Source organism: Devosia lacusdianchii (assembly GCF_022429625.1).
In the GTDB taxonomy this organism is placed as follows: Bacteria; Pseudomonadota; Alphaproteobacteria; order Rhizobiales; family Devosiaceae; genus Devosia; species Devosia lacusdianchii.
Genome location: NZ_CP092483.1, coordinates 493932 through 518530 on the forward strand (window position 1 = coordinate 493932; position 24599 = coordinate 518530).

A 24599-nucleotide genomic window follows, 5' to 3' on the forward strand; every position below is an offset into this window, starting at 1 on the left:
GCGCTGCGCGCCACCTTCTCCCACGAGGGGAGAAGGGTACCGACTGAAGACTCTCGGCTCCGTCCCCTTCTCCCCTCGTGGGAGAAGGTGCCCGAAGGGCGGATGAGGGGGAGGGCGCCTCACGGCGCAGGAGAACGAAATGAACAAGATCGCGCAAATCTTCCAGTCGCTTGATTACGGCCCGGCCCCGGAAGGCCCCGAGCAGGCCAATGCCTGGCTCGATAGCCATGGCCGCAAGTTCGGTCATTTCATCGATGGCGAGTGGACCGCGCCGGGCAAGACCTTTTCGTCGGATAATCCGGCCAATGGCAAGTCGCTGGCCCAGGTCACCGATGGCACGGCCGAGGATGTCGACAAGGCCGTCAAGGCCGCACGCGCTGCTTTCAAGGGCTGGAGCGCGCTATCCGGCTATGAGCGCGGCAAGTATCTCTATGCCATTGCCCGCGCCATCCAGAAGCACAGCCGCCTCTTCGCCGTGCTCGAAACCATGGACAATGGCAAGCCGATCCGCGAAAGCCGCGACATCGACATCCCGCTCGTGGCCCGCCACTTCTACCACCATGCCGGCTGGGCCCAGCACCTGAGCCGCGAATTCCCCGATGCCGTGCCCTACGGCGTCTGCGGCCAGATCATCCCGTGGAATTTCCCGCTGCTGATGCTGGCCTGGAAGATCGCCCCGGCTCTGGCCGCCGGCAATACGGTAATCCTCAAGCCGGCCGAGTTCACCTCGCTGACGGCTTTGCTGTTCGCTGAAATCTGCCAGCGCATCGGCCTGCCCAAGGGCGTGGTCAACATCGTCACCGGCGAAGGCGATACTGGCTCCGCCATCGTCAACCACCCCGATATCAACAAGATCGCCTTCACCGGCTCGACCGAAGTCGGCAAGATCATCCGCGCGGCTACTGCGGGCTCGGGCAAGGGGCTGTCGCTCGAACTGGGCGGCAAGTCGCCCTACATCGTCTTCGAGGACGCCGATATCGACAGCGCCATCGAGGGCCTGGTCGACGCCATCTGGTTCAACCAGGGCCAGGTCTGCTGCGCCGGCTCGCGCCTCCTGGTGCAGGAGAGCGTAGAGGAGCGCTTTATCGCCAAGCTCAAGACCCGCATGGCGTCGCTCCGCGTCGGCGATCCGCTCGACAAATCCGTCGATATCGGCGCGCTGGTCGCCCCGGTGCAGGTCGAGCGCATCCGCGACCTGATGAAGCGCGGCACCAAGGAAGGCGCCATCATTTATGAGCCCGATGGCGACCTTCCGGGCGGCGGCTGCTTCCTCAAGCCTGCGCTTGTCACCAATGTCTCCCCCGCCAACACACTGGTGGCCGAGGAAATCTTCGGACCGGTGCTGGTCGCCATGAGCTTCCGCACGCCCGAGGAAGCGGTGGCGCTGGCCAACAACACCAAATACGGCCTCGCCGCGACGATCTGGAGCGAGAACATCAATCTGGCCCTCGATATCGCCCCCAAAATCAAGGCCGGCGTGGTCTGGATCAACGGTACCAACAATTTCGACGCCGCCGTCGGCTTCGGCGGCTACAAGGAATCCGGCTTCGGCCGCGAGGGTGGTCGCGAAGGCATGGCGGCTTACCTCAAGCCCGCCTGGGAGAAGGACCTCAAGCCGGCTCCCGCCCCCAAACTGCCCTCGGCCAAGGCCGCCAATCCGCTCGATGCCGGCCAGCTCGACCAGACCGCCAAGATGTATATCGGCGGCAAGCAGGCCCGCCCCGATAGCGGCTATTCCCGCGCCGTGCTCGGCGCTGGCGGCAAGCCGATCGGCGAAGTCGGCGAGGGCAATCGCAAGGATATCCGCAACGCCGTCGAGGCTGCGCGAGCCGCGCTTGGTTGGTCGACCACATCGGCGCATACGCGCGCCCAGATTCTCTACTTCCTCGCCGAGAACCTCGACTATCGCCGCGATGAATTCGCCGCCCGCCTTAAGGCACAGACCGGCGAGGATGGTGCCGCTGAAGTAGCGCTCTCGGTCGAACGCCTCTTCGCCTTTGCCGGCTGGGCCGACAAATACGATGGTGCCGTGCACAATCCGCCGCTCCGTGCTGTCGCCGCCGCCATGATCGAACCGCTTGGCGTCATGGGCATCGTCGCGCCGTCCGCCCGGCCCTTGCTGGGCTCGATCGCACTACTGGCTCCGGCTCTGGCGATGGGCAATACGGTGGTGCTGGTCCCATCGAGCCAGTCGCCACTCTCCATCACCGATCTCTATCAGGTCATGGAAACCTCGGACGTGCCATCGGGCGTCGTCAATATCGTCACCGGCGACAGCGTCACCCTCGCCAAGACCCTGGCCGAGCATGACGGCGTCGATGCGCTCTGGTTCGCCGGCAGCGCCGAAGCCTCCACCATGGTGGAAAAGGCCTCGATCACCAACGTCAAGCAGACCTGGACCACACGCGGGCTGAACTACGACCTGGCCGACCGCCGCTTCGAGGGTGACTACTTCCTCGCCAAGGCCACACAGGTCAAGAACGTCTGGATCCCCTACGGGGCCTAGCTGCGGGCCCCTAAGATCCGGAGCCCAGGGCGAACTACCCCGCGCGATCGCATCCCCGATCGTCATTGCCCGGCTCGTCCGGGCAATCCACCCCTCCATACGCGCTGAAGCATCGATCACCCGGACAAGCCGGGTGATGACGATGGGGTGAAGCCTGTTTCGGCGCGGCGAATGACGGGCGCCGGGCCTAGGCAGCCAGCACCGGGCTATCTTCCTGCCGCGGCAGGAAGATAGCTTCGAGCAGGGCCAGCAGGATGATCCCACCGATCATGGTGCTCGACGTCATGACGACGCGCTGCAGCACCACTTCGAGCGCGTCGCGCCCGCCCTGCGTGGCCGACAGCACCATGACCAGCGCTGTCGAGCAGATGTATTGATAGAGCAGCGGCCGCCGTGCGCCAGTGGTCATCTTGTCGATCAGCCAATAGGTCACGCTGGCCAGCAGCAACACCATGACCAGCATCTGCGGCACGAGGCTATAGATGGCCAGAACCGCCGCCGCGATGAAGGCGCCAACCAGCGTCCCGCCGCCACGATCCACCACCTGGTTCATGCGCGAGCCGTGGTCTGGCTCGGCAACCACGAACAGCAGCATGATCGGGATGATCATCATGTTCATGTCGCCCGAGGCGTAAACGAACATCAGCACCGGAACATAGACGGCGACGCGGATCAGCAGCGCCGTCATCGGCCGATCGGTTGCAAGCGGCGTGACCATTTCGATATGCACACGGCTGGTCTGAGGCGGGAACAGGATGTTGAGCGCCACGACCGAAATGCCCAGCGCCAGGCCGCCCATCACCATGCTGTCGCGGATCGCCACCAGGGCATAGTCGCTGTAGAGGGCCGACATCGCCATCATCAGCGGGAATATGGTCAGCATCATTCCCACGCGCGAACCGCGAAACAGCATCAGCGCCAGCCCGGCTATGGCCAGCCCGACATTGACGACCACGAAGATCAGCGGCTCGTTGACCGTTAACGCTGCGATCCAGCTCGTCACGATCGCCAGGACGGGCAGAATGACCGGCGTGGCGAAGGTGCGCACCGAGAGCGCGCCACGCTGGTTCGACATGATGCTCATCGCCATCACCATGGGCAGCATGGGCTGGGTAATGCCCAGCGGCTCGCCCAATAGCAGGCAGATCGCGACGGCCAACGCTGTGCGCAGCGCCAGATAGGGATCCTCGTCGGGGTCGACGCGCGATAGCTCTTCCATTTGCCTATGCCCTAGTTGAAACCGGCCAGGATGCCGCCAATGCCGAGCATGGTCTGGGCAATTGCGGGGATGATCCCGTCTTCGGGGATAACCAGCACGCCGGCTTCCGAGCCGAGTCGAACATTGGCGGGCAGGCTCTCGAAGTCATCGAGGACCACGCGCACCGGGATCTTGCGGGCCGGTGGGAACCAGCGCGTGTCCGTGGTCGGCTGCGACAGGCCGTTGGCGCTGACGCGGCCGCTGCTGATGCCCCAGGCAATGCTCTCCACCGTCGCCGGAAATTGCCGACCCGGTGCCGCCTCGAAGGTCACGATGGCCTTGTCGCCTGGCTCGACATTGATCAACTGGTTCTCGCGGAAATCGGCAATCACCATCTGCGAGGCCGGGTTGATGAAGGTCATGGCGGCGGTGCCCGCACCGACGAACTGGCCCTCGGTCAGCGACAGGTTGGACACATAGCCATCGGTCGGCGCGACGATGGTCGTGCTGGCCAGCGCAAACTCGGCCTTGGCTACGGCCGCCCGCGCAGCGCGGACATTGGGATTGTCCTCGCCCTCAGCGCCAGCCGCCATGCGCAGCCGATCGACTTCGGCGCTAGCCGCTCGCACATTGAGCGCCGATGACTGCTGATTGGATTCGGCGAGGCTGAGTTTTGCCGGAGGGACCAGACCCTTGTCGAACAATTGCTGAGCACGGTCCAGATCGTCATTGGCGGTGTTGAGCGCGATCTGTGCCTGCTGCAGCTTGGCCTCGGCAGCCGGAATAGCGGCAAAGCTCGATCCGGCAGAGTTCAGTACCTGCGCCAATTGCGCCTGGGCCTGCTCTACATCCATCTCATAGGTGGTTGGATCGATCTGGAACAGCGTATCCCCCGCCTTCACCGCGGCATTGTCCGAGATGGAAACCTTCGCCACCTGACCGGGTACGCGGGCTGAAATCTGCGTCACATCGGCGATGATGGACGCGCCGCCGGAATAGGGCGCGTGGTGGTCCGACAGTGGGTACCAGGCGATGGCGGCGCCGAGGCCCACCAGCATCAGCAAGGCAATCCTGCCGGCCCGCCGGCGGCTGGGATTTGGCTTTGCCGCATCGGCGACCGGTTCAGTTGCGGCCGTGGGTTCAAGCAAGGCCGGTTCTGGCGCCGGCGCCTGCGGTGCAGCCTCGACGCGCTCAAGCACGGCCACATTGCTCTCAAGTGCGGTTGCGGCGCTGTCCAGTACGGTCATGTTGCTCTCGAGCGCGCTCGCGTTGCTCTGGGCCGTCGTCCCGTCTTTCGCGGCTATCATTGCCTTGACCTGTGCCATATCTAAATTCCTCTGCTCTTCTTGCAGGGTGATTTATGCCCTTCCATTTCACTTTGCAACATAGTATCTTTGTTGAATAGCTAAATTGCGCGTGAGGAATATGACGCAGGATATGACCCCAGGGCTCGACGAACTGATCCGTGATCTCTCGTCCGAAGTCGGCCAACTCTATCGCTGGGTTGCCGAACAGGCCGGCCTCAACCAGACTGACCTGTTCGCACTCTATTTCATCCGCAGTGCTGAAGGGTCGGCCACGCCCAAGCGCCTGGGCGAGCATTTGGGCCTGACCAGCGGTGCAACCGCCATCCTGCTCAACCGGCTGGAAGCGCGCGAATTGATCCGGCGCACCCCCCATCCGACCGATCGGCGCGGCGTGCTGCTTTCGCTCGGGCCGGCGGCGGCCAAGCACGAATTTCTCAGCTTGCGGCAACGGCTGATCGGGCTCAACGCCGATATCATTGCCGAGCTATCACCTGACGAGGCCGCCATCGTGCGGCGCTTCATCAGCCGCATGCTGTCCAATACCAGGGATTCCCTGCGCCAATTCCGCGTTAACGGCTTCGTCGCGGCTGCCGAGGATGAGGATGCAAAGCAATGAATACGAACCGTTTTCTGCCGTAGCGAAGTGTCGTAGTGTCCCGCTATGACCATGCTCCCCCAGGAAATCATCGCCCGCAAACGCGATGGCCTGCCGCTTTCGTCGGCTGACATTTCAAGCTTCATTTCCGGTTTCGCCGAGGGCACCGTTTCCCCGGTCCAGGCCGCCGCCTTTGCCATGGCGGTGTACTTCCGCGATATGACCATGCCCGAGCGTGTGGCGCTGACTGTGGCCATGCGCGATAGCGGCACCGTGCTCGACTGGTCCGACCTCGATGGCCCGGTGGCCGACAAGCACTCAACCGGCGGCGTCGGCGACAATGTCAGCCTGATGCTGGCCCCGATCCTCGCCGCGGTGGGCATCTACGTGCCGATGATTTCAGGTCGCGGGCTTGGCCATACCGGCGGCACGCTCGACAAGTTCGATGCCATTCCCGGCTACACGACGAGCCCCGACAACGCTTTGTTTCGCAAGGTGGTGAAGGAGGCCGGCTGCGCCATTATCGGCCAGACCGCTGACCTCGCCCCCGCCGACAAGACGCTCTATGCCATCCGCGACGTCACCGCGACGGTGGAGTCCATCCCGCTGATCACGGCATCGATCCTGTCCAAGAAACTTGCGGCAGGGCTCGGCGCACTTATCCTTGACGTCAAGACCGGCTCGGGCGCCTTCATGCCGACGCTGGAAAAGTCGCGCGATCTGGCCCGAAGCCTGGTTGACGTTGCCAACGGCGCGGGCCTGCCGACCAGCGCCCTCATCACAGACATGAACGAGCCGCTTGCCAGTGCCGCCGGCAATGGGCTCGAGGTGCGTAACGCCGTCGATTTCCTCACCGGCAAGCACCAGGATGCCCGCCTGAGAGAGGTGACGCTCGCCCTCTGTGCCGAGATTGCCGCCATGACTGGCATTGCGCCCAGCGTTCCAGCGGCCCGCAAGCTGGTGGACGGTGCTCTCGACAGTGGCCGGGCCACCGAGCATTTCAGCAAGATGGTTTCGGCCCTTGGCGGCCCAACCGATTTCGTCACACAGATGGACAAGCACCTCACGCCGGCGCCAATCGTCCGCGACGTGTTCGCCCCGGGGCAGGGGACAATCACGGTCATCGATACCCGTGGTGTCGGTATGGCCGTCGTTGCGCTCGGTGGCGGCCGCACTATGCCGACCGATGCCATCGACCACACGGTTGGCTTCGATCGCCTCGCAGGCCTCGGTGCCAAAGTTGATGCCAGAACGCCTATCGCCCGCATCCATGCGCGCGACGAGGCCTCGGCGGCGGACGCCGAAGCCCGCCTAAAATCCGCCTACCGGCTGGGTGACAGCGCTCCGCTGTTTCCACTGATCGCGGACCGCGTGATGCCGACCCAGTAACCAACCACGGCGTCATTCCCGTGAAAGCGGGCCCCCCCTTGCAAACAGGAGGGAGATTCCCGCTTTCACGGGAATGACGCAGAGCCAAGAAACGAGGATCAACCCATGCCCCGCGCCATTCTCTGCATTCTCGACAGCGTCGGCATCGGCGGAGCACCCGACGCCGACAAATACGGCGATGTCGGCTCCAACACCTTCGGCCACATCGCCGAATGGGCCGCAGCAGGCAAGGCGGATCGCGCTGGCCTGCGCACTGGCCCGCTCAACGTCCCCAATATGGACGCGCTGGGTATCGGTGCCGCCATCCAGCTTTCGACCGGCACCCTGCCACCAGGCCTGTCCGCCGCCGCCAAGGGCGGCCGCTTCGGGGTTGGTCGCGAAGTCAGCAAGGGCAAGGACACGCCATCCGGTCATTGGGAAATCGCCGGGGTACCGGTGCCCTTCGACTGGGGCTATTTCCCGCAGAACGAGCCGACCTTTCCACCCGATCTGATCGCCGAATTCATTGCTCGCGCCAAGCTCCCCGGCATTCTGGGTGACAAGCACGCCTCCGGCACCACTGTCATCGCTGAGCTGGGTGAGGAGTCGATCCGCTCGGGCAAGCCCATCTGCTACACGTCGATCGACAGCGTGTTCCAGATCGCCGCCCACGAAACCCATTTCGGTCTCGAGCGACTCTACGAAATCTGCCAGATCGCCTTCGAACTCACCGCGCCGCTGATGATCGGCCGCGTCATCGCCCGGCCGTTCATCGGCGAAGATGCCGCAAGCTTCAAACGCACGGGCAATCGCCGCGACTTTGCCATCTCGCCGCCTGAGCCGACCCTGCTCGATCGCAACCAGGCCGCCGGCAACCAAGTCTATGCCATCGGCAAGATTTCCGACATCTATGCCGGCCATGGTGTGACCCACAAGATCAAGGGCACCGGTCTGCCGCAGCTCTTCGACAAGACGCTCGACGCCATGGAAATGGCCGCGGACAACGCCTTCATCATGACCAACTTCGTCGATTTCGACAGCGAATATGGCCATCGCCGCGACGTTCCCGGCTATGCGGCAGCGCTGGAATACTTCGATTCCCGCCTGCCCGAGATCATCGCCAAGCTGCGTCATGACGATCTGCTGGTCCTGACCGCCGATCATGGTAATGATCCGACCTGGCCCGGCAGCGATCACACCCGCGAACAAGTGCCGATCCTCGTCTTTTCCCCAAGCCTGTCGCAGGGCGAGATTGGCATTCGCCCCACCTTCGCTGATATAGGTGAGAGCATTGCCCATTGGCTCGGCCTCGCGCCCGGCCGGCACGGCAAGTCGTTCCTCTAGCGCACAGGTGATCCCAATGAGCAGCGTAACCGTCATCGATCACCCGCTGATCCAGCACAAGCTGACCATCATGCGCAACAAGGAGACCTCGATAGCGGGGTTCCGCCGCCTGCTGCGCGAGATCGCCCATCTGATGTGCTACGAAGTCACGCGCGACCTCGAGCTGGAGATGATCCCCATCGAGACGCCAATGGCGCAGATGGATAGCCCTGCCATCAAGGGCAAGAAGCTGGTCTTCGCCTCGATCCTGCGCGCCGGCAATGGCCTGCTCGACGGCATGCTCGATCTAGTCCCTGCCGCCCGCGTCGCCCATATCGGCATCTATCGCGACCACGAGACACTGGAGCCGGTGGAATATTACTTCAAGGCCCCCTCAAACCTCGAAGATCGCCTGATCATCGTGGTCGACCCGATGCTGGCCACCGGCAATTCGGCGACGGCGGCGATCGAGAAGCTCAAGGAGCGCGGCGCCAACAATATTCGCTTCCTGTGCCTGCTGGCCGCACCCGAAGGCATCAAGAATTTCGGCGAGGCTCACCCCGACGTCCCGGTCTTCACCGCCTCGATCGACAGCCACCTCAACGAGAAGGGCTACATTATCCCAGGTCTCGGCGACGCCGGCGACCGCATGTACGGGACGAAGTAGCCCGTCGGTCCTCGACGTATCGCTGTCCCGCCAGCCGTCACCCTCGGGGTTGAGCCGCGGGGGCTGTAATTACCAAACCTACGCCAAGTGAAACGCCCTCGGGTCAGGCCCGAGGGTGACGACCGAGTGCGCGGGCGCTCTTCTCTGGTATTTCGTCCTACTTCGCCTTGAGCGGCAGCCCAAGCGCGATCAGTTCCTTGCGCAGCGCCACCGGATCCTTGAAATGGATCCCCTTCATCCCGAACTTCCGCGCTGCCACGATATTGGGCTCGCTGTCGTCGATGAAGACGCAATTCTCGGGCGCGAGGCTGTAGCGCTCGCAGAATACCCGGTAGAGCCGCGGATCAGGTTTCACCAGCCCCTCCAGCCCCGACACGATCACCCCGTCGAACTTCTCAAGGAACGGCCATTCGCCCAGGCAGCTCACCCATTTCTCCCAGGAGAAATTGGTAATGGCGAAGGTGGGGATGTCCTGCTCGATCAGCTCGTCGTGGATGTCGATCGTGCCCTGGATGAAATTGCCCAGCGTTTCCTTCCAGCGCAGGTCATAGGCCAGGATTTCGCGCCAGTATTTGGGAAAGCGCGTGATCAGCTTGGCCACGCCCTCGGAGTAGATCTCGCCGGCGTCGAATTCGAGGTTCCATGCCAGGGTGCAGATATTGTCCTGGAACCACTGCGCATCCTCCTCGCTGTCGAAGAGCTTGCGGAACAGGTACATCGGATTCCAGTCGACGAATACGCCGCCAAGGTCGAACACGGGAACGAGCGTATCGGTCATATCGGAACTGCCGGATAGAGGAAGGATGCCCGGCTTGTGGCATGCACCTTCGACCGGCGCAAGGTGCGCCTAGTTGAGCGCGATCTGGCCGCCGAAGCGCGGTAGGTAGAAGTTCTCGCGATAGAGCTGGATATCCTGATCGATCACGATGCCGAACAGTGGCCGGTATTTGTAACTCGCCTCCGCGACGATGACGAACTGCTCCTTGGCGATTGCGGTGATCGCCTCCGGCAGCGGGTATTCGTCGCCCTGCCCATGGGCGATCGATTGCTTGGGGTTCTCGTGTTCGTAGCCCCTCGACCACACCACCGTGGCCACTCCGTCTTCATCGACGCTGACCTGGGTGACGATCTGCTGCAGGGGCGCCGGTTCATAGGGCGCCATGATGCCCCCGGCGACGCGGACATAGTCCTGCAATTCTGTCAAAGTCAGGTTCTCCTTGGCCCGCGCGACCAGGTCGCCAACGGCGCCAGAAACGTTCTGCACCTTTCTGTCAACCGAGATCAGGGCGCTGGCTTCCACAGAACCAATATAGATCAGCAGCATGATGGGCAGGATGAGAGCGAACTCAACTGCGGCCACGCCGGCTTCAGTATCGCGGAAACGCGCGAGAATTTGCCGCAAGCGGTGCGCCGGTCTCATGTGAAAGGCTCGTTGCGGAACACAGTAACCGCAGCGAACAGGCGTTTGCTGTCTGGCAGGTCGGCCAGCCCCAGGCCGAAATTCAGCATGACCGGCCATTTGTAATAGACTTGGACCACCATGATACTCGACCCCTGACCCGGCTGGTATGCATCGCCGCGCGACCACTCGCAGGCCGTTGCGCAGGTGGGATCGACCGGCGGGCTAACGTTGACCGAGGCGAAATTACTGACCTGCTGCACATCGACGAAAAGTCCGTCACAATCGCGGAACAGACCAAATAGGCGGCCGCACACTTCCTGCCTAAAGTCATCGGCTGTGAGGATCGTGCTGCGCGCCTGCCCGGTACGGACCAACCGGCTGGCATCCTGCACCGCGCTGTCGAGCGCCTGTGTCGACAAAAATATGATCGACGTCTCAAGGATGGCGCCGAGAATGGAGAAAAACGGCACCGCCAGCAGACCAAACTCGATGATCGTGGCACCGCGTTCGTCGCGGCCGAAGCCACGCCGACGCCACAGCACGCGTCTGATCAACGATCCAAGTCGGGTGGCCATGCGCCATGCTCTGTTTGCCTACGCGCGAAGCTAGCGCCGGCATGGCTAATTGAAGGTTAGGAAGAGCCCGTAGTGGCCCAGCAAGTACAGACGAGGTTAACGCGTCGTTAAAGGGCCTAGTTGCTGATCGATTGCACGATCTGTGAAGAGGCAACGGCCGAACTCGTGAAGCCCGTTTCATCGCCCATCATGATGATATTCTGGCACACGGGCGCGCAAGCCAGGCTGGTACGAGCTTGCCCCTGATAGACGGTCATTACACCGGCCTGCATCTGCACCACTTCGATCATGGTATCGGCGATGGGATTCCCTGCTGTGTCGAGCACGATCAGGTTGGTCTGGCCGAAGCTCTTGCCGGTCAGGATCAGCGTCTGCGGATCCTGGATGGTGACATCGGCAATGCCGGGATTACCGACGATGACCGTGGCTGCCGCCGCGTTGATGCGCAGGATGCGAGCCATGTTCACATTGACATTGATCGGAGCGCCGTCGACGGCGAATGCCGGAACCGGGGCAAGACCTACGCCGAGCGACAGGCAGACTGCGATGGCGATAGCGAGGCGTGAGCGCATGGCTTGTTCCGGCGGTACAGATACACTGCCTGACATTTTCAGGGCGAATGGTGAATAAACAGCAAACGAGCATGTTTCGAGGGGGTTGGTGTCTATCTCGGGCTTTTGCGACAGGCAGGCCAGTAATCGCTCGTTTTGGATGAAATTTTGCTTGTATCAAGAAGTATGTACGCCGAAACGCGTACTAATGCGGCGCGGCGGCGATTTGGATAGAAAGCCGCGCATTCTGTTAAGCCTTTGATTATCATGTTGAAAGTCGGCAAGACTTCGGTGTCCATCCGCACGCCAATTAACCCAATTTCAAGAGGTCGTGGCTAGCCTCGCGCAATGTTCGATGTGTGACGTGTCGAACGATGGCGTCATCCAATGACGCGTTTCAAGGAGCCTAGAAATGAAGTTGTTCGCACGTTTTGCGCAGGATGAGTCCGGCGCGACCGCTATCGAATACGGCCTTATCGCCGCTCTGATTTCTGTCGGTATCATTCTCGCCGCAACCGCCCTGGGTACCAACCTGGGCAATCTGTTTAACGGTATCGCCAACCAGCTCGACGTTACCGTTCCGTAAGAATAGCCGACCTTCGAATGAACGGGAGGAGCAAGAGCTCCTCCCGTTTTTATTGGCGCTTTGTTAACCGCGACTGAGCAGGATGGACGGGCGGACCGTCCCGTGGCGAAAGAGGTCGATCATGTCCACCGTGGCATTGCTGCTATTTCCAATCGGCATGGCGTTCGCCGCATCCTCCGACCTGCTGACCATGCGGATTTCCAACAAGTTGGTGCTGCTGCTGGTCGCGGCCTTCTGCATTGTCGCGCTCGCCACCAACCTGCCGCTGCAGCAATTTGCCATGCACGTCATGTGCGCTCTTACGGTGCTGGCTGTCGGCTTCGTGCTTTTCGCCCTGCGCTGGATTGGTGGTGGCGACGCCAAACTGGCCGCGGCCACGGCGCTGTGGCTGGGTTTCGGTTTGACGCTCCCCTATCTGGTCTATGCCGCGGTTCTGGGCGGCGTGCTGACCTTGGCTATACTCGCCCTCCGGCGTTTGCCGCTGATGCCGGTGCTATCCCGTTATGGTTGGCTCGAGCGGCTCTACAATCCCAAATCCGGGGTTCCATACGGCGTCGCCCTGGCCATTGCGGGCCTGCTGACCTACTCAAATTCCGCCCTCTTCGAGCGTCTCACCGCCTGATCGAGCGCCAGTCCATCTGCGACACAAGGAAGTATTGGCATATCCCGTGATGTGGCAAATACTTCCGATTCCGCAAAATGCTAAAATTTACATCTTGTTAACTGCGCTCGCAAAGTTCCGGTTAACCAAACCTTGACCCTTTGCGTGCAGACTTCTTCCGGTCGAACTGGGCATTCGTGCCCGTAGTCATCCGGAGTGAGTCATGAAGCCGGCGCGTATCATATTGTTGGTTGTGGCACTGGTCGCCGGTGGGCTGGCTGCATTTCTGGTGACCCGCGGCGGACGTCCGCCAGCGGCGCCGCAGGTCGTGACCAATACCGAGGTCGTCCAGGAGGCCAAGACCCAGATTCTGGTGGCCAAGGGCCCGATCGGCATTGGCGAGCGCCTCAGTGCCTTGACGGTTGAATGGCAGGATTGGCCCGAAGGCGCCATTCGCCCAGAATACGTGACCATTTCCGCGATGCCGGAAGCGCCGTCCGACCTGACTGGCGCCGTGGCCCGCTTCGAGTTCTTCCCTGGCGAGCCCATTCGCGAGGCTAAACTAGTCCGCGCTGACCAGGGTTATCTCTCCGCCGTACTGGCCCAGGGCATGCGCGGTGTGTCGGTTGGTGTGAGCGCTGTGTCCAGCGCCGGTGGCTTTGTCGTCCCCAATGACCATGTCGATGTTATCCTGACCACACAGGGCGCCGCAGGTGAACGGTCCGAAGTGATCCTCGCCAATGTTCGCGTTCTTGCTATCGGCAAGCGCCTCGGTGAAATTGGCGCCAGTGGTGGTCAGGTTGAAGGCACCGAGGCCGGCGCGGGACCGACCCCGATCACCTTCGATCAGTCCACTATCGCCACGCTCGAGCTTGATCCCGGCCAAGCCGAAACCCTGATCAACGCGTCGACGCGCGGTCAGTTGACCCTGACACTCCGCTCGGTGGTCGATTTCAACGACACCACCGTTGCCGAACAGCGCAGCAACCAGACCGTGCGCCTGTTCCGCTTCGGCAAGGAGCAGAGCGTGGTCGCGGGCAGCGCGACGACGGGCACGGTCACACCCGGCAGTAACAGTTCCGACCCCGCCTATTATTCCGACCCCAATGCATCGGTTGCCGCCGAGCCTGAAGTGTTGCCCCAGTAGGGTGGAGACAAGCATGAGCAAGATCTTGATCAACCTCCCCCGCAAGGGCCTTCGCTTCCTGGTAGCGCCGGCATGCGCGGCACTCATGGCGCTCATCGCGCCCGGGCTGTCCGCCATCGCTCAGGAAACCCATCTGGTGGTTTCTGGCGCTGCATATGGCGCAACCCGCGCCGTGGTGCTGGAGGTCAACAAATCGATGCTGATTGATCTGCCGGCCGGTGTTGCGGAGGTCATTATCAGTCAGCCCACCGTCGCGGCGGCAATCATGCGCACACGCACCCGCGCAATTCTGCAGGGCGTGGAAGCCGGCTCTACAAACGTCTTCTTTCTCGACGATGCCGGGCGCACGATTTCCGTGTTGGATCTGCGCATAATCCAGCCCCCCTCCGAAATAGGGCGCGCCCTTGAGGCGACCTTGGCGCGGGTCATCCCGGGATCAAACATCAAGGTGGATTCGGTCTCCGACGGCGCCATCGATGGCAAGACGCACTTCGTGCTGACCGGAACCGTTCTGACGGCCGAGGATAAGGCCACCGCCGGCGCCTTGGCTGCCGATATTTCTGACGAGCCCGAAAGCAATCCCGCTGGCCTATTGCAGGTCATTGGGCCACAGCAGGTTATGTTGCAGGTCACCGTTTCCGAGGTGAAGCGTGACATTGCCAAGCAGTTTGGCATCAACCTCTCTGGGTCGCTGAGCGTCGGCAACGTAAACCTTGGCTTCAACAACAGCGTGACTGGCCTGGGTGGCTTGACCACCTCCAACGGCCTCAATGCCAGTGGCATCGGCCTGGGCGACCTGAACATCACCGCTGCCATTCGAGCGCTCGAAACGCGCGGCGGGTTGCGCGTCCTGGCTCAGCCCACGCTCACCGCGATTTCGGGACAGGAAGCGAACTTCCTGGCAGGCGGTGAAATTCCCTATGGAACGACCGACGCATTGGGCAACCGTACCGTCATTTTCCGGCCCTACGGCGTAGAACTTTCGTTCACGCCAGTGGTCAAGGCCAATGGGTTGATCGCGCTGACAGTCGATACATCGGTGTCCGAACCACAGACCAGCGGCGCGCTAACCAAGCGCGAGGCCAATACCTCGGTGGAACTGCAGGCCGGCACCACGCTCGCCATCGGTGGCCTTCTGCAGGAGGCCTCTCGCCAGCAGATCGACCAGCTTCCTGGCTTGGGCAATATCCCGATCTTGGGCGCACTGTTCCGTTCACGCGATTTCCAAACCGAACAAACCGAGTTGGTCATCCTGGTAACGCCATATTTCGTGTCACCAAGCCCGGCCAATTCCATCCCCGTACCTACCGACACCGCGACGATTGCCAGCGATGCCGAGGCAATTTTCCTGGGGCGGCTGGAGAATATGTATGGGGTTGCCGGCAGTGGCGAGTTCCGCGGCAGTATCTCGGGTTCAGTGGGTTTTGTTCTCGACTAGGAGCGGGTGACCGCATCCCGGCGAAGGAGAATTGGTTAGATGAGTTTCCTCACCCCCGACGCAAAGCGGACGGATGAGCCTGCGGCCGAGATCGCTGCTGGCGCCCGGTTGCTGCCACGCATCACCATCCAGGCCTTCTGCGAGCACTCGCAGACGGCGCAACTGGTCGAAAGCGCTATCCACGATCGGCGCATGTCCAAGGTGGCGCTGACCACCCACAATGGCGGCATTGACGGCGCGGTCGAGACGTACAAGTCCAACCCGACGCCCAACTTGATTATCGTCGAAACCATTCTTGCGCCCGATCAGATTCCGGTGGCGCTGGAACGTCTCGCCGAGGTCTGCGACGCCTCGACCCGCGTCGTAGTGCTCGGTCACGTCAATGACGTGCTGCTTTATCGCGAACTGATCCGTTCCGGCATTTCCGAGTACATAGTGCTACCGGCCACGGCTTCGCAGATCGTTTCGGCCATTACCGAGCTGTTCGCTTCGGAGAATGCGGCGCCCATCGGTCGTACGGTGGGCTTTGTCTCCGCCAAGGGCGGCGCTGGCAGCTCCACCCTGGCCCACAACGTGGCCTGGGCGATTGCTACGGCTTTGCGCCAGGATAGCCTGATCCTCGACATGGATCTGGCCTTTGGCACCGCCGGGCTCAATTTCAACCAGGACCCGCCGCACGGCTTGGCCGATGCGCTCAACAGCAATCAGAAGCTCGATCAGACGATGCTTGATCGGCTGATGAGCAAGGCGGCCAATCACATCAATCTGCTGGCTGCCCCCGTGGCGTTGGATCGCACCTTCGATTTCGAGGAACGCGAGTTCGAGCAGATCCTGGAGCTGTGCCAGAACACCATGCCGGTTGTGGTGCTGGACATCCCCCACGCCTGGAACGCCTGGATCCGCCAGACCCTCGCCACCATCGACGAAGTGGTGATCGTGGCCGAGCCTGACCTGGCCAACCTGCGCAATGCCAAGAACCTGGCCGATACGATCAAGGCGCTGCGGCCCACCGAGAATGCGCCGAGCCTGGTGCTCAACAAGACCGGCATGCCACGTCGGCCCGAGATCAATGCTGGCGAATTCGCCGACTCGGTCGAGTGCCAGTTGCTCGGGCAGGTCCAGTTCGATGCTGCCTTGTTCGGCACGGCCGCCAACAACGGCCAGATGATCGCCGAGGTGGCCGCCAACAACAAGATCAACGAGGTCTACCGCGCCATCGGCCTGCACGTGACGGGCCGGCAGATAACCCATGTCGGTGGCAAGGCGAGCGGCCTCAAGCTGCCTTCGTTCCTCAAGAAGCGGGCCTGACATAGACGCGCCGGGTACGCCCGGCGGAGACGATGATAGCGGAGGGCGGATTCCGGCCTGGTCGGAATGCCGTTCCCTTCAAGAGGTAGGACGACCATGTTTGGCAAGCGCACAACCTTTGGCGGCAACACTCCGGGCGTCGGCGAAGTCGCGCGCCCCATTCCGAGCGCAGCCCCCGCCCGCCCCGAGCCGGCTGCGCCAGCGCGCCGCGCCGCCGATGGCGATGCCATGGCTGCCCGCATGCGCGGTGGCGAAGAGGTCGTTGACGTCCGCGCGCCTGTCGATGCGCAGCGCGACAAGGAGTATTTTCACACCAAGTCGGCGATTTTCAGTGCCCTGATCGACTCTATCGATCTGAGCCAGCTCGCGACCATGGATCAGGACGCGGCGCGCGAGGAAATCCGCGACATCGTCGCTGAGATCATAGCGCTCAAATCCATCATCATGTCCATTTCCGAGCAGGAAGACCTGCTCGAAGACATCTGTAACGACGTGCTCGGCTATGGCCCCCTTGAGCCGCTGCTGGCGCGCGACGACATCGCCGACATCATGGTCAACGGTTCCCAGCGCTGCTACATCGAAGTCGCTGGCAAGGTGCGCCTCACCAATGTGCGCTTTCGCGACGATGCGCATCTGATGAACGTCTGCCAGCGCATCGTGAGCCAGGTCGGCCGTCGCGTTGATGAGAGCTCCCCCATCTGCGACGCCCGTCTCCCCGACGGCTCACGCGTCAACGTCATCGCTCCGCCGCTGGCCATCGATGGCGCCGCGCTCACCATTCGTAAGTTCAAGAAGGACAAGCTGACCCTCCAGCAGCTGGTCAAATACAATTCCATCTCGCCCGAAGGCGCCGAAGTGCTCCGCATCCTGGGCCGTGTCCGCGCCAACGTGCTGATCTCTGGCGGTACGGGTTCGGGCAAGACCACTCTGCTCAACTGCCTCACCGCCTTCATCGAGAAGGACGAGCGCGTCATTACCTGCGAAGACTCGGCCGAATTGCAGCTGCAGCAGCCGCACGTTGTGCGCCTCGAAACCCGTCCGCCCAACCTCGAGGGCGAAGGCGAGATCACTATGCGCGATCTCATCAAGAACTGCCTGCGTATGCGTCCAGAACGCATCATCGTCGGCGAAGTCCGCGGCCCGGAGAGCTTCGACCTGCTCCAGGCCATGAATACGGGTCACGACGGTTCCATGGGCACGTTGCACGCCAACAGCCCGCGCGAAGCCCTTTCCCGTCTCGAATCGATGATCACCATGGGCGGCTACAGCCTGCCCAGCCGCACCATTCGCGAGATGATCACCTCGTCCATCGACGTCGTGGTGCAGGCGGCCCGTCTGCGTGACGGCTCGCGCCGCATCACCCACATTACCGAGATCCTCGGCATGGAAGGCGATGTGATCGTGACGCAGGATATCTTCCTCTACGATATCATGGGCGAAGACGGGAACGGCATGCTGGTCGGCCGCCACCGCTCGACCGGTATCACCAAGCCGCAATTTGCCGAGCGGGCGCGCTACTTCAACGAGGAGGCCAACCTCGTCGAAGCGCTCGAAAAGTCCAATACTGAACAGCGCGAACTTCTGGATTCCTAAATGCTGGGCCCGATCGTCATCGCCATTCTCGCCATGCTGTTCGTCGGTGCGCTCGGTTTCGCCCTGGTGCCGTCGGCACTGGGCGGCGGGCGAGCCGAGCAGCGCCGCAAGGCCTTCCAGGGCGATGTGCGGGCCAATCGCATGGCGCTGGATGCCGACCGTAACCGTGATCAGCGCCGCAAGGATTTGCAGCGCACACTGAAGCAGCAGACCGACGCGCTCCACTCCAAGAAGCGCGTGACCCTGCCACAGATGCTGTTCCAGGCCGGCATGACCATCAAGCCGGGTGCGTTTATCCGCAACAGCATCATTTTCGGCGGTGCCGTCACCCTGCTCTTGGTCGTCGTGCAGGTCCCCATCTACCTGGCGCCGGTGTTCGGCGTCGCTGCCGGCTACCTGCTGCCGCGCATGTGGGTCAGCCGCAAGCGCAAGAAGTATCAGGACAAGTTTCTCGACGAGCTGCCAAACGCCGTCGAAGCCATCGTGCGTGGCGTCAAGACCGGCCTGCCGCTTAACGACTCCATCCGCGTGGTCGCCAAGGATGCCAAGGAGCCGGTCAAGTCCGAATTCGGCCGCGTGCTCGACCAGCAGGCCTTCGGCATGTCGATGACCGAGGCCGTGAACGTGCTGCTCGATCGCGTGCCGCTGCCCGAAGTGAACTTCTTCGTGGTGGTGATCACCGTGCAGCAACAGGCCGGCGGTAACCTCAGCGAAGCGCTGGGGAACCTGGCCAAGGTGCTGCGCAACCGCAAGAAGATGAAGCAGAAGATCAAGGCCATGTCGTCCGAGGCCAAGGCCTCGGCCGGCATTATCGGCTCGCTGCCTTTTGTCGTCGCCATTCTGGTCAGCATCACCTCGCCAACCTATCTGGCGCCGCTCTTCACCACCACGTTGGGCCATATCTGGCTGGGCATTGGCACGGTCATGCTGGCCGCTGGCGTGTTCATCATGAATCGCATGGTCAAGTTCGACTACTAGGGAGCGCCCGATGAACTTCTTGGAGATGCTGGCGCAACGCGAATTCCTCATCGCCGTCCTGGCCGCCGTTTCGGCTGCCGCCGTGGTCTTCACCTTCGGCTCGGGCTTCATCGTCAAGTCCGAGATGAAGGATCGCATCAAGCGCGTTGCGCTCGAACGTGACAAGATGCGCGCCGAGGAAATGGCGCGCCTGCGTGGCAGCGGCGTGGCCGACAGCCGCTCCATTCGCCGCTCCGGCGAGACCAAGACCTACATGAAGAATGTGGTGGATCGCTTCGATCTCAAGAAGGCGTTCCAGGACGATGCCACCGTCGACAAGCTGGCCATGGCTGGCTATCGCGGGCAGGGGCACCTGACCACGTTTCTGTTCATGCGCTTTGCAACCCCGATCGTGGTTTTCGTGCTCTGCGCCATCTATGTGCTGTTCCTGGCCCCCGGTGGGCGGCCGCTCTACATGAACTTGGCCATTGCCATCGGCATCGGCATCATCGGCGCTTACCTGCCCAATGTCCTGCTCAAGAACACCACCACCAAGCGCCAGATGTCGATCAAGCGCGCCTGGCCCGACTGCCTCGATCTTATGCTGCTCTGTGTCGAAGCCGGTATGTCGATGGAACACGCCTTCAAGCGCGTCGCCAAGGAAATCGGCCAGCAGAGCGCCGAGCTGGCCGAGGAGCTGACCCTAACCACCGCCGAGTTGTCCTTCCTCGAGGATCGCGGCCGCGCCTATGACAATCTCGGTCGCCGTACCGGGCTCGACGGCGTCAAGTCGGTGATGACCGCGCTGATCCAGGCCGACCGCTACGGTACGTCCGTGGGTCAGGCCCTGCGCGTCATGGCCGAGGAAGGCCGCGAGACGCGCATGATGGAGGCCGAAAAGAAGGCCGCATCCCTGCCGCCCAAGCTGACCGTGCCGCTGATCCTGTTCTTCCTGCCGGTGCTATTCATCGTCATCATCGCGCCGGCGGTGATCAAGGTCTTCGGCCCGGGCGGCGTGGCCGGCGGCTAGGCCGCGCGGCGTTCTAGCGGATTTCGGGCATCGCACCGGCGGCCGACAGGTCGACGCCATAGTTCGGGAAGAAGGTCGTGCGGGGATAGGCGCAGAGGTTCGCTTCCGGCGCCGCTGATCCGGCATGCACGCCCGCCAGCGCCCAGCCGGCCCCTTTCTCGACGAAGATCGGGCTGCCGCTAAAGCCGGCAAAGGTCTGGCACCCATGGTGGATGCAGCCATTGCCAACGAAATAGACCCGGCAGGTAGGCGCCGTGTCGACGCGCAGGCTGGACCGCAGGTCAAGCGCAAGCGCGTCGTTCGGCATGTCCTTTATCCCTGCGGCTGAGAAAAAACCGCCATAGATGGCCAGCCGGTCGCCATAGGATGTTGGCGCAGTGGCAAAGGGTTCGGGGCCGGCCGGGAAGTCCTGCAGCTTGAGAATGACAAGGTCGGTCAGCGGCAGGTTGGGATTGAACGCCAGGTCCTGCTCGACCTCATCGGCCGGCGCGATGTCGAATGCGAAGCGGTGGGGCGCGATGCCGGCAACCAACGCCACCGATTCCGGCAGTACATTGACGTTGGTGATCCGCTCCGTCGTATTGCCCGCGCCGTAGTCCTGGGCAAAATCCTCAAGGGTCTGACGCTCGACGAGGCAATGCTTGGCGGTGAGGACATACGGCCCCGCAATATTGAAGCCGGCACAGTAGACCGCCGGAATGCCGGTACGGAAGCTGCTGGTCAGCAGCACCAGCCGGTCGCTTATGCCGGCATCGACGATGCTGGCCTTTCCGAGGCAATTGTCGAGATAGACGGTGTACACCGCCCCCATATAGGCTAGCTCGTCTTCCGATATTGTCTCCGAAGAGCCCTCCAGCGCCCCCAGTCGCGCCACCGCGGCGTCGCAAAGCGTGTAGCGCTCGCTGGCCATGTATGCCTCGATTTCCGCCCATAGCGCCTCAGGGAGCGGGGGCGGCTCGTAGTCGGGAAATGCCGCCAGTTCCGCCTTTTGAAGCTCCGAGAAGGCGTCCTCGGGCGAGGTCTCCGCTGGCACATACGGCCTGCTGAGTTCCTCGAGAACACTGGTCATCAGCGCCTGCGGTACGGCCGGCATGCGGACGATGCTCTGCGGCTGCAGCACGACCTCGTCCAGCGCGTCCGCCTCCAGTTCAGCGCCGGAAAAAGCGCTCGCGCCCCTCCACGACGAGGGCTGGCTAAAGCAGGTGCCCGAGAGGATGCAGCCCGCCGGCAGCAGATAGGTCTGGGCCTCGGCGTCCTCCGCCATTGCCACCGGTGGCGCCGCAGCCAGGCAGGCAAGGACCAACGCAACCCGCCACCTCATTTGGCCCGCTCCACCAGGCCCTCTATCGCAAGCGAGCATGCTCCGTCGCCAAGGCAGCCAAGGACCTCGGGGGTCTGAAGCACCTTGAGTTCGACGGCGTTGACGCCTGCTGGCCAGAGCGGCGGTGTCGTCGCGGAGGCCTGTGTGAGTTCGATGATCCCGGCACGCCACCCGCTGAACAACGCGGCGCAGGTCGGATCACTGACGCATGATTGCACGCCGGCCCCCGAAAGCAGTGTCGGCGGCAGATCGCCGGCGGCTGTTGCATTAAGATTTTCGATGACCTTCTCGAGCGTCAGGTCGCGCTCGCTGCAGGCGCGCGTGAGCACGCAAGTCAGCGGCCCGCGCGGCCCAATCGGCTTCCAGTGGGTGTACCCCTCCGGCGGTGACGTTTGACCCTGCGCCGTGCCGCCTGCCAGCAATGCCAGGCACAGAGCCGCACTGAAAGTCCGTATGTTCATAGCCGTCTCCCGACGCCTATGTCGCGCTAGTTTGGCGATGTCTCGCCGCATCATCTCGCCTGAGCTTCCTGCACGAGTGCGTCGATGGCCTGGCCGCAGGCCTCCATATCGAGGCAAGCAAGAATAGCCGGTGCCCGGGCTTCGAGTTCCACTTCGTCGAAGCCGTCCGACCAGATGGAACTGTCGATAAAGCCATTGGCTACCAGCCCCGTTACGCCAGCATGCCACCCATAGAGCGACTGCGCGCAGTCGAATTCGTCCCAGCATGATTGCGTACCGGCCGCCTCGGACGACAAATTGTCACTTCTCATAGTGTTGAGATTGTCGAGGATCCTTTGCAGGGCGGGATCACCTTCATTGCAAGCGCGAATAATGACGCAACCGAGCGGCCCCCGCGGCCCTCGGGGCTTTTGGTCCAGGCCGAGGTCGGGGAATGCCGTCTGGCCCGAGACCCCGCCGCCGGCAGACAAGGTCAGGCACAAGGCCACGACAAAAGCGCGCGTCTTCATAGCTACCTCCTTGGGGGATACATGGCGTTGAGCATGGCGATGTCGCCCGGCGACAGCTCGTTATTGTGCCGGTTGAGCACGCAGGTGGCCGTCCTTGGGTCGAGGAACATGTCGCCTGCCAGCCGATAGTGCATGATGGAGGTCTTGTCGGGCGGCAGCACCGCAACGTCCTCGGGACTGTAGGTCGCGGTGATGCGGCCGTAATTCGCTTCCCGCCATTTCTCCAGGTCTTCGTCCGCCACGATGTCGGGGGCGTATGCAAGCAGCCCCTCCCAGTCGAGCTCTTCGCGACACTTGGAGTCCGGATGCTGGTGCTCGTGTACGGCGCCCAGTGTGTGCATTAGCTCGTGCCGGATCATGCCGTTCTGCCGGGTTGACCAGGATGGGCCATCCGCACCGCAGAGCGAAACAGTCGGCTCGTTCGGGTTTCGGGCCATCACATCTCGGCCCTGGCGGCCGTAATACCCCATGCAGAACGAGGTCTCGAACTTGATCTGCACATCGATCGGACGCGTGGGGCAGGGGGCGAGGGTGACCCCGGCGCCCAGATTGGTATGCTGCAGAATCTCCTCGAACAGCGCCATGACGTGGTCCTGCGCCTGCTTGGAGCCATCGAAGAAGCAGACGCGCAGGATGTGATTTTGCGCCCAGAGCTTGCTCTTGAGCCAGTTCTGCTCGGGGGTGGCCATGCCGGCGGGGTCGAACTGCCGGATTACACTCAGAAAATAGCCAGGATCGCCCTGTTCCAGCCCGCCGGCCGCCTGCAATGCGCGCAGCCGCAACGGGTTGATCAACTCGCCGCCCTCTAGGCCTTCTCCGCCGGTCATTTCCTCATGGTGCATCTGCCCAGCAAAATCATGACCATGGGTCGGTAAACATAAGGCCAGGAAGAATAGGATTGCTATCGATTTCAACATCTTGACCGCCGTTGCTTGGTCAGAATTGTGAATTCATGCATCCGCCAAATAAACGTTGGCGAAAAACCACCGAGCAAATATATTGCACGGGATTGTGGAGACTACAATTAGGGGATGCAAATGAAGTCAACGGCAATGGCAGTTGCATGCGTAGTTTTACTGGCTGGGTGTACAACCACACAGCAGGGCACAACTTCACCCGGTCAGGAGCACCCGTTTCAGCAGGCAACGGCGAGCCTGTGCCAGTTTCTGCCCACGGCTGACACGATCCGCAAACTGCTCGGCCTGAACGATCCGGCGTTGTCGACCGCGACCGAGGTCGCGAGCGCCATCTGTAGCGCGATCAAGTTCGATCCCAACGCGCCCGCATCGCCGGGCGGGCAGGCCAATATCAAAGGTGTGGTGATCGAGGGATCGTACCAGCGCTAAGGGCTTAGCCCTGTTCGATCATGTCCCAACGGTTCTGCTGGGTCAGCAGGGCCCGGACATAGGCCATGTTGCTTTCCACCTGATCGGGTGGCAGCTCGGCGGCATACATGGCGCGGCATTCGTCGAACCGGCCCTGCAGGCCGACAATGAGCGCCAGGTTCTGCCGGATCCGGCTGGAGGCGCCGCGCATTTGCACGGCCCTGCGCAGGTGCTGCTCGGCGGCCGGCAATTCATTGGTCATGGCGTAGCTGAGGCCCAGATTGGCCTCGATCGAAGCCTCGCCGGGCGCGATGGTGAGCGCCTGCGCATAGAGCTGGCGCGCCTCGCCATTGCGTCCCAGCTGGTCGAGCGTGGCGCCCTTGACCAGCAGCGCGTTCCAGTCCGGCGCATCGGGCCGGATGACATTGTCGAGCACGGTCAGGGACTGATCGAACCGGCCATCGGCTGTCAGCGCCTTGGCATAGGCCACCGAGATATCGACATCCCGGGGATGGTAGGTCATGCCCATTTCGAGCGCCGCGACCGCCTGCTGGTTCTGGCCCACCGCGCGTAGCGCTGCCGCGTAATAGATGATGGTGCCCTTGTCCTTGGGGTTGGACTTATAGCGCGCGGTGAGCTCGGCCAGGCTTTGCTGGGTCTGGCCAGCCGGCATGCCGGAATAGTCGGGCGAGGGCATGCTGCCGCGATTGGAGGCGCAGGCGCTGATGGCCAGAACCGCGACACCGGCGAGCAGCAGGGTGCGCATGGGTCGGTAGAGGCGGTTGGCGGACGTCACGGGCAGCTCCTCGGGCGATGGGCCCAGTCCAACCG

The 24599-nt window shown here is 62.5% G+C and carries 25 protein-coding genes; 14 read left to right on the forward strand and 11 right to left on the reverse strand.

Annotated elements, in window-relative coordinates; all coding sequences use genetic code 11:
- Positions 1 to 139: 139 nt before the first annotated feature.
- Positions 140 to 2506 carry an aldehyde dehydrogenase family protein gene (locus MF606_RS02440; RefSeq protein WP_240232061.1) on the forward strand — a complete coding sequence of 789 codons (2367 nt, stop codon included), beginning with the start codon at positions 140 to 142 and terminating at the stop codon, positions 2504 to 2506.
- Between the two features lie 187 nt (positions 2507 to 2693).
- Here MF606_RS02440 and MF606_RS02445 read toward each other — a convergent pair whose 3' ends face one another.
- Positions 2694 to 3725 carry an FUSC family protein gene (locus MF606_RS02445; protein WP_240232062.1) on the reverse strand — a complete coding sequence of 344 codons (1032 nt, stop codon included), beginning with the start codon at positions 3723 to 3725 and terminating at the stop codon, positions 2694 to 2696.
- A gap of 11 nt (positions 3726 to 3736) precedes the next feature.
- The gene (locus tag MF606_RS02450) at positions 3737 to 5029 is read right to left on the reverse strand and encodes an HlyD family secretion protein (RefSeq protein ID WP_240232063.1); all 1293 of its coding nucleotides are present in this window, start codon (positions 5027 to 5029) and stop codon (positions 3737 to 3739) included.
- Positions 5030 to 5141: 112 nt separating this feature from the next.
- Between MF606_RS02450 and MF606_RS02455 the strand changes: the two genes are divergently transcribed.
- The 4 genes from MF606_RS02455 to upp all read left to right on the forward strand — a co-directional run bounded on the left by MF606_RS02455 (position 5142) and on the right by upp (position 8964).
- Positions 5142 to 5627 carry a MarR family winged helix-turn-helix transcriptional regulator gene (locus MF606_RS02455; RefSeq protein ID WP_240232064.1) on the forward strand — a complete coding sequence of 162 codons (486 nt, stop codon included), beginning with the start codon at positions 5142 to 5144 and terminating at the stop codon, positions 5625 to 5627.
- Between the two features lie 51 nt (positions 5628 to 5678).
- Positions 5679 to 6995 (forward strand): thymidine phosphorylase, encoded by a 1317-nt coding sequence (deoA, locus tag MF606_RS02460; protein ID WP_240233936.1) that lies wholly within the window; start codon positions 5679 to 5681, stop codon positions 6993 to 6995.
- A gap of 105 nt (positions 6996 to 7100) precedes the next feature.
- Positions 7101 to 8318 (forward strand): phosphopentomutase, encoded by a 1218-nt coding sequence (locus tag MF606_RS02465; RefSeq protein WP_240232065.1) that lies wholly within the window; start codon positions 7101 to 7103, stop codon positions 8316 to 8318.
- 16 nt (positions 8319 to 8334) lie between these two features.
- Entirely contained in the window at positions 8335 to 8964 is a 630-nt protein-coding gene (upp, locus tag MF606_RS02470; protein ID WP_240232066.1) for a uracil phosphoribosyltransferase, read from the forward strand.
- A gap of 157 nt (positions 8965 to 9121) precedes the next feature.
- Here the strand turns inward: upp and MF606_RS02475 are convergent, their stop codons facing one another.
- The 4 genes from MF606_RS02475 to MF606_RS02490 all read right to left on the reverse strand — a co-directional run bounded on the left by MF606_RS02475 (position 9122) and on the right by MF606_RS02490 (position 11513).
- Positions 9122 to 9742 (reverse strand): HAD family hydrolase, encoded by a 621-nt coding sequence (locus MF606_RS02475; protein ID WP_240232067.1) that lies wholly within the window; start codon positions 9740 to 9742, stop codon positions 9122 to 9124.
- Between the two features lie 69 nt (positions 9743 to 9811).
- The gene (locus tag MF606_RS02480) at positions 9812 to 10384 is read right to left on the reverse strand and encodes a TadE/TadG family type IV pilus assembly protein (protein ID WP_240232068.1); all 573 of its coding nucleotides are present in this window, start codon (positions 10382 to 10384) and stop codon (positions 9812 to 9814) included.
- The gene (locus tag MF606_RS02485; RefSeq protein ID WP_240232069.1) at positions 10381 to 10941 is read right to left on the reverse strand and encodes a TadE/TadG family type IV pilus assembly protein; all 561 of its coding nucleotides are present in this window, start codon (positions 10939 to 10941) and stop codon (positions 10381 to 10383) included. Before MF606_RS02485 ends, MF606_RS02480 begins: the two co-directional genes overlap by 4 nt.
- Positions 10942 to 11057: 116 nt before the next feature.
- A complete protein-coding gene (locus tag MF606_RS02490) occupies positions 11058 to 11513 on the reverse strand; it encodes a pilus assembly protein N-terminal domain-containing protein (RefSeq protein WP_240232070.1) in 456 nt (151 codons plus the stop codon).
- A 391-nt stretch (positions 11514 to 11904) separates the two neighbouring features.
- Between MF606_RS02490 and MF606_RS02495 the strand changes: the two genes are divergently transcribed.
- From MF606_RS02495 to MF606_RS02530, 8 genes are all read left to right on the forward strand, one after another.
- Complete coding sequence (locus MF606_RS02495) at positions 11905 to 12078, forward strand: Flp family type IVb pilin (protein WP_240232071.1); 174 nt, start codon at positions 11905 to 11907, stop codon at positions 12076 to 12078.
- A gap of 121 nt (positions 12079 to 12199) precedes the next feature.
- Positions 12200 to 12700, forward strand: coding sequence for an A24 family peptidase (locus tag MF606_RS02500; protein WP_240232072.1), 501 nt, complete (start codon positions 12200 to 12202; stop codon positions 12698 to 12700).
- 202 nt (positions 12701 to 12902) lie between these two features.
- Entirely contained in the window at positions 12903 to 13826 is a 924-nt protein-coding gene (cpaB, locus tag MF606_RS02505) for a Flp pilus assembly protein CpaB (RefSeq protein WP_240232073.1), read from the forward strand.
- Positions 13827 to 13839: 13 nt separating this feature from the next.
- Entirely contained in the window at positions 13840 to 15264 is a 1425-nt protein-coding gene (locus tag MF606_RS02510; protein ID WP_240232074.1) for a type II and III secretion system protein family protein, read from the forward strand.
- A 39-nt stretch (positions 15265 to 15303) separates the two neighbouring features.
- Entirely contained in the window at positions 15304 to 16572 is a 1269-nt protein-coding gene (locus MF606_RS02515; protein ID WP_240232075.1) for a CpaE/TadZ family protein, read from the forward strand.
- 96 nt (positions 16573 to 16668) lie between these two features.
- Entirely contained in the window at positions 16669 to 18165 is a 1497-nt protein-coding gene (locus MF606_RS02520; RefSeq protein ID WP_240232076.1) for a TadA family conjugal transfer-associated ATPase, read from the forward strand.
- A complete protein-coding gene (locus MF606_RS02525; protein WP_240232077.1) occupies positions 18166 to 19143 on the forward strand; it encodes a type II secretion system F family protein in 978 nt (325 codons plus the stop codon).
- A gap of 10 nt (positions 19144 to 19153) precedes the next feature.
- A complete protein-coding gene (locus tag MF606_RS02530; protein ID WP_240232078.1) occupies positions 19154 to 20152 on the forward strand; it encodes a type II secretion system F family protein in 999 nt (332 codons plus the stop codon).
- 13 nt (positions 20153 to 20165) lie between these two features.
- Here MF606_RS02530 and MF606_RS02535 read toward each other — a convergent pair whose 3' ends face one another.
- From MF606_RS02535 to MF606_RS02550, 4 genes are all read right to left on the reverse strand, one after another.
- Positions 20166 to 21473, reverse strand: a complete 1308-nt coding sequence (locus MF606_RS02535; protein ID WP_240232079.1) for a trypsin-like serine peptidase — start codon at positions 21471 to 21473, stop codon at positions 20166 to 20168.
- Positions 21470 to 21934, reverse strand: a complete 465-nt coding sequence (locus MF606_RS02540) for a hypothetical protein (protein ID WP_240232080.1) — start codon at positions 21932 to 21934, stop codon at positions 21470 to 21472. Before MF606_RS02540 ends, MF606_RS02535 begins: the two co-directional genes overlap by 4 nt.
- Positions 21935 to 21984: 50 nt before the next feature.
- The gene (locus tag MF606_RS02545; RefSeq protein ID WP_240232081.1) at positions 21985 to 22230 is read right to left on the reverse strand and encodes a hypothetical protein; all 246 of its coding nucleotides are present in this window, start codon (positions 22228 to 22230) and stop codon (positions 21985 to 21987) included.
- Positions 22231 to 22445: 215 nt separating this feature from the next.
- The gene (locus tag MF606_RS02550; protein WP_240232082.1) at positions 22446 to 23270 is read right to left on the reverse strand and encodes a zinc metalloprotease; all 825 of its coding nucleotides are present in this window, start codon (positions 23268 to 23270) and stop codon (positions 22446 to 22448) included.
- Positions 23271 to 23480: 210 nt separating this feature from the next.
- Between MF606_RS02550 and MF606_RS02555 the strand changes: the two genes are divergently transcribed.
- Positions 23481 to 23789 (forward strand): hypothetical protein, encoded by a 309-nt coding sequence (locus MF606_RS02555; protein WP_240232083.1) that lies wholly within the window; start codon positions 23481 to 23483, stop codon positions 23787 to 23789.
- Between the two features lie 4 nt (positions 23790 to 23793).
- Here the strand turns inward: MF606_RS02555 and MF606_RS02560 are convergent, their stop codons facing one another.
- The gene (locus MF606_RS02560) at positions 23794 to 24564 is read right to left on the reverse strand and encodes a tetratricopeptide repeat protein (protein ID WP_240232084.1); all 771 of its coding nucleotides are present in this window, start codon (positions 24562 to 24564) and stop codon (positions 23794 to 23796) included.
- Positions 24565 to 24599: the final 35 nt, after the last annotated feature.

What these genes read in the sequence shown, in the direction of transcription:
- MF606_RS02440 (WP_240232061.1), top strand. Translation starts at nt 140, where the DNA reads ATGAACAAGATCGCGCAAATCTTCCAGTCGCTTGATTACGGCCCGGCC.
- MF606_RS02445 (WP_240232062.1), bottom strand. Translation starts at nt 3,725, where the DNA reads ATGGAAGAGCTATCGCGCGTCGACCCCGACGAGGATCCCTATCTGGCG.
- MF606_RS02450 (WP_240232063.1), bottom strand. Translation starts at nt 5,029, where the DNA reads ATGGCACAGGTCAAGGCAATGATAGCCGCGAAAGACGGGACGACGGCC.
- MF606_RS02455 (WP_240232064.1), top strand. Translation starts at nt 5,142, where the DNA reads ATGACCCCAGGGCTCGACGAACTGATCCGTGATCTCTCGTCCGAAGTC.
- deoA (WP_240233936.1), top strand. Translation starts at nt 5,679, where the DNA reads ATGCTCCCCCAGGAAATCATCGCCCGCAAACGCGATGGCCTGCCGCTT.
- MF606_RS02465 (WP_240232065.1), top strand. Translation starts at nt 7,101, where the DNA reads ATGCCCCGCGCCATTCTCTGCATTCTCGACAGCGTCGGCATCGGCGGA.
- upp (WP_240232066.1), top strand. Translation starts at nt 8,335, where the DNA reads ATGAGCAGCGTAACCGTCATCGATCACCCGCTGATCCAGCACAAGCTG.
- MF606_RS02475 (WP_240232067.1), bottom strand. Translation starts at nt 9,742, where the DNA reads ATGACCGATACGCTCGTTCCCGTGTTCGACCTTGGCGGCGTATTCGTC.
- MF606_RS02480 (WP_240232068.1), bottom strand. Translation starts at nt 10,384, where the DNA reads ATGAGACCGGCGCACCGCTTGCGGCAAATTCTCGCGCGTTTCCGCGAT.
- MF606_RS02485 (WP_240232069.1), bottom strand. Translation starts at nt 10,941, where the DNA reads ATGGCCACCCGACTTGGATCGTTGATCAGACGCGTGCTGTGGCGTCGG.
- MF606_RS02490 (WP_240232070.1), bottom strand. Translation starts at nt 11,513, where the DNA reads ATGCGCTCACGCCTCGCTATCGCCATCGCAGTCTGCCTGTCGCTCGGC.
- MF606_RS02495 (WP_240232071.1), top strand. Translation starts at nt 11,905, where the DNA reads ATGAAGTTGTTCGCACGTTTTGCGCAGGATGAGTCCGGCGCGACCGCT.
- MF606_RS02500 (WP_240232072.1), top strand. Translation starts at nt 12,200, where the DNA reads ATGTCCACCGTGGCATTGCTGCTATTTCCAATCGGCATGGCGTTCGCC.
- cpaB (WP_240232073.1), top strand. Translation starts at nt 12,903, where the DNA reads ATGAAGCCGGCGCGTATCATATTGTTGGTTGTGGCACTGGTCGCCGGT.
- MF606_RS02510 (WP_240232074.1), top strand. Translation starts at nt 13,840, where the DNA reads ATGAGCAAGATCTTGATCAACCTCCCCCGCAAGGGCCTTCGCTTCCTG.
- MF606_RS02515 (WP_240232075.1), top strand. Translation starts at nt 15,304, where the DNA reads ATGAGTTTCCTCACCCCCGACGCAAAGCGGACGGATGAGCCTGCGGCC.
- MF606_RS02520 (WP_240232076.1), top strand. Translation starts at nt 16,669, where the DNA reads ATGTTTGGCAAGCGCACAACCTTTGGCGGCAACACTCCGGGCGTCGGC.
- MF606_RS02525 (WP_240232077.1), top strand. Translation starts at nt 18,166, where the DNA reads ATGCTGGGCCCGATCGTCATCGCCATTCTCGCCATGCTGTTCGTCGGT.
- MF606_RS02530 (WP_240232078.1), top strand. Translation starts at nt 19,154, where the DNA reads ATGAACTTCTTGGAGATGCTGGCGCAACGCGAATTCCTCATCGCCGTC.
- MF606_RS02535 (WP_240232079.1), bottom strand. Translation starts at nt 21,473, where the DNA reads ATGAGGTGGCGGGTTGCGTTGGTCCTTGCCTGCCTGGCTGCGGCGCCA.
- MF606_RS02540 (WP_240232080.1), bottom strand. Translation starts at nt 21,934, where the DNA reads ATGAACATACGGACTTTCAGTGCGGCTCTGTGCCTGGCATTGCTGGCA.
- MF606_RS02550 (WP_240232082.1), bottom strand. Translation starts at nt 23,270, where the DNA reads ATGACCGGCGGAGAAGGCCTAGAGGGCGGCGAGTTGATCAACCCGTTG.
- MF606_RS02555 (WP_240232083.1), top strand. Translation starts at nt 23,481, where the DNA reads ATGAAGTCAACGGCAATGGCAGTTGCATGCGTAGTTTTACTGGCTGGG.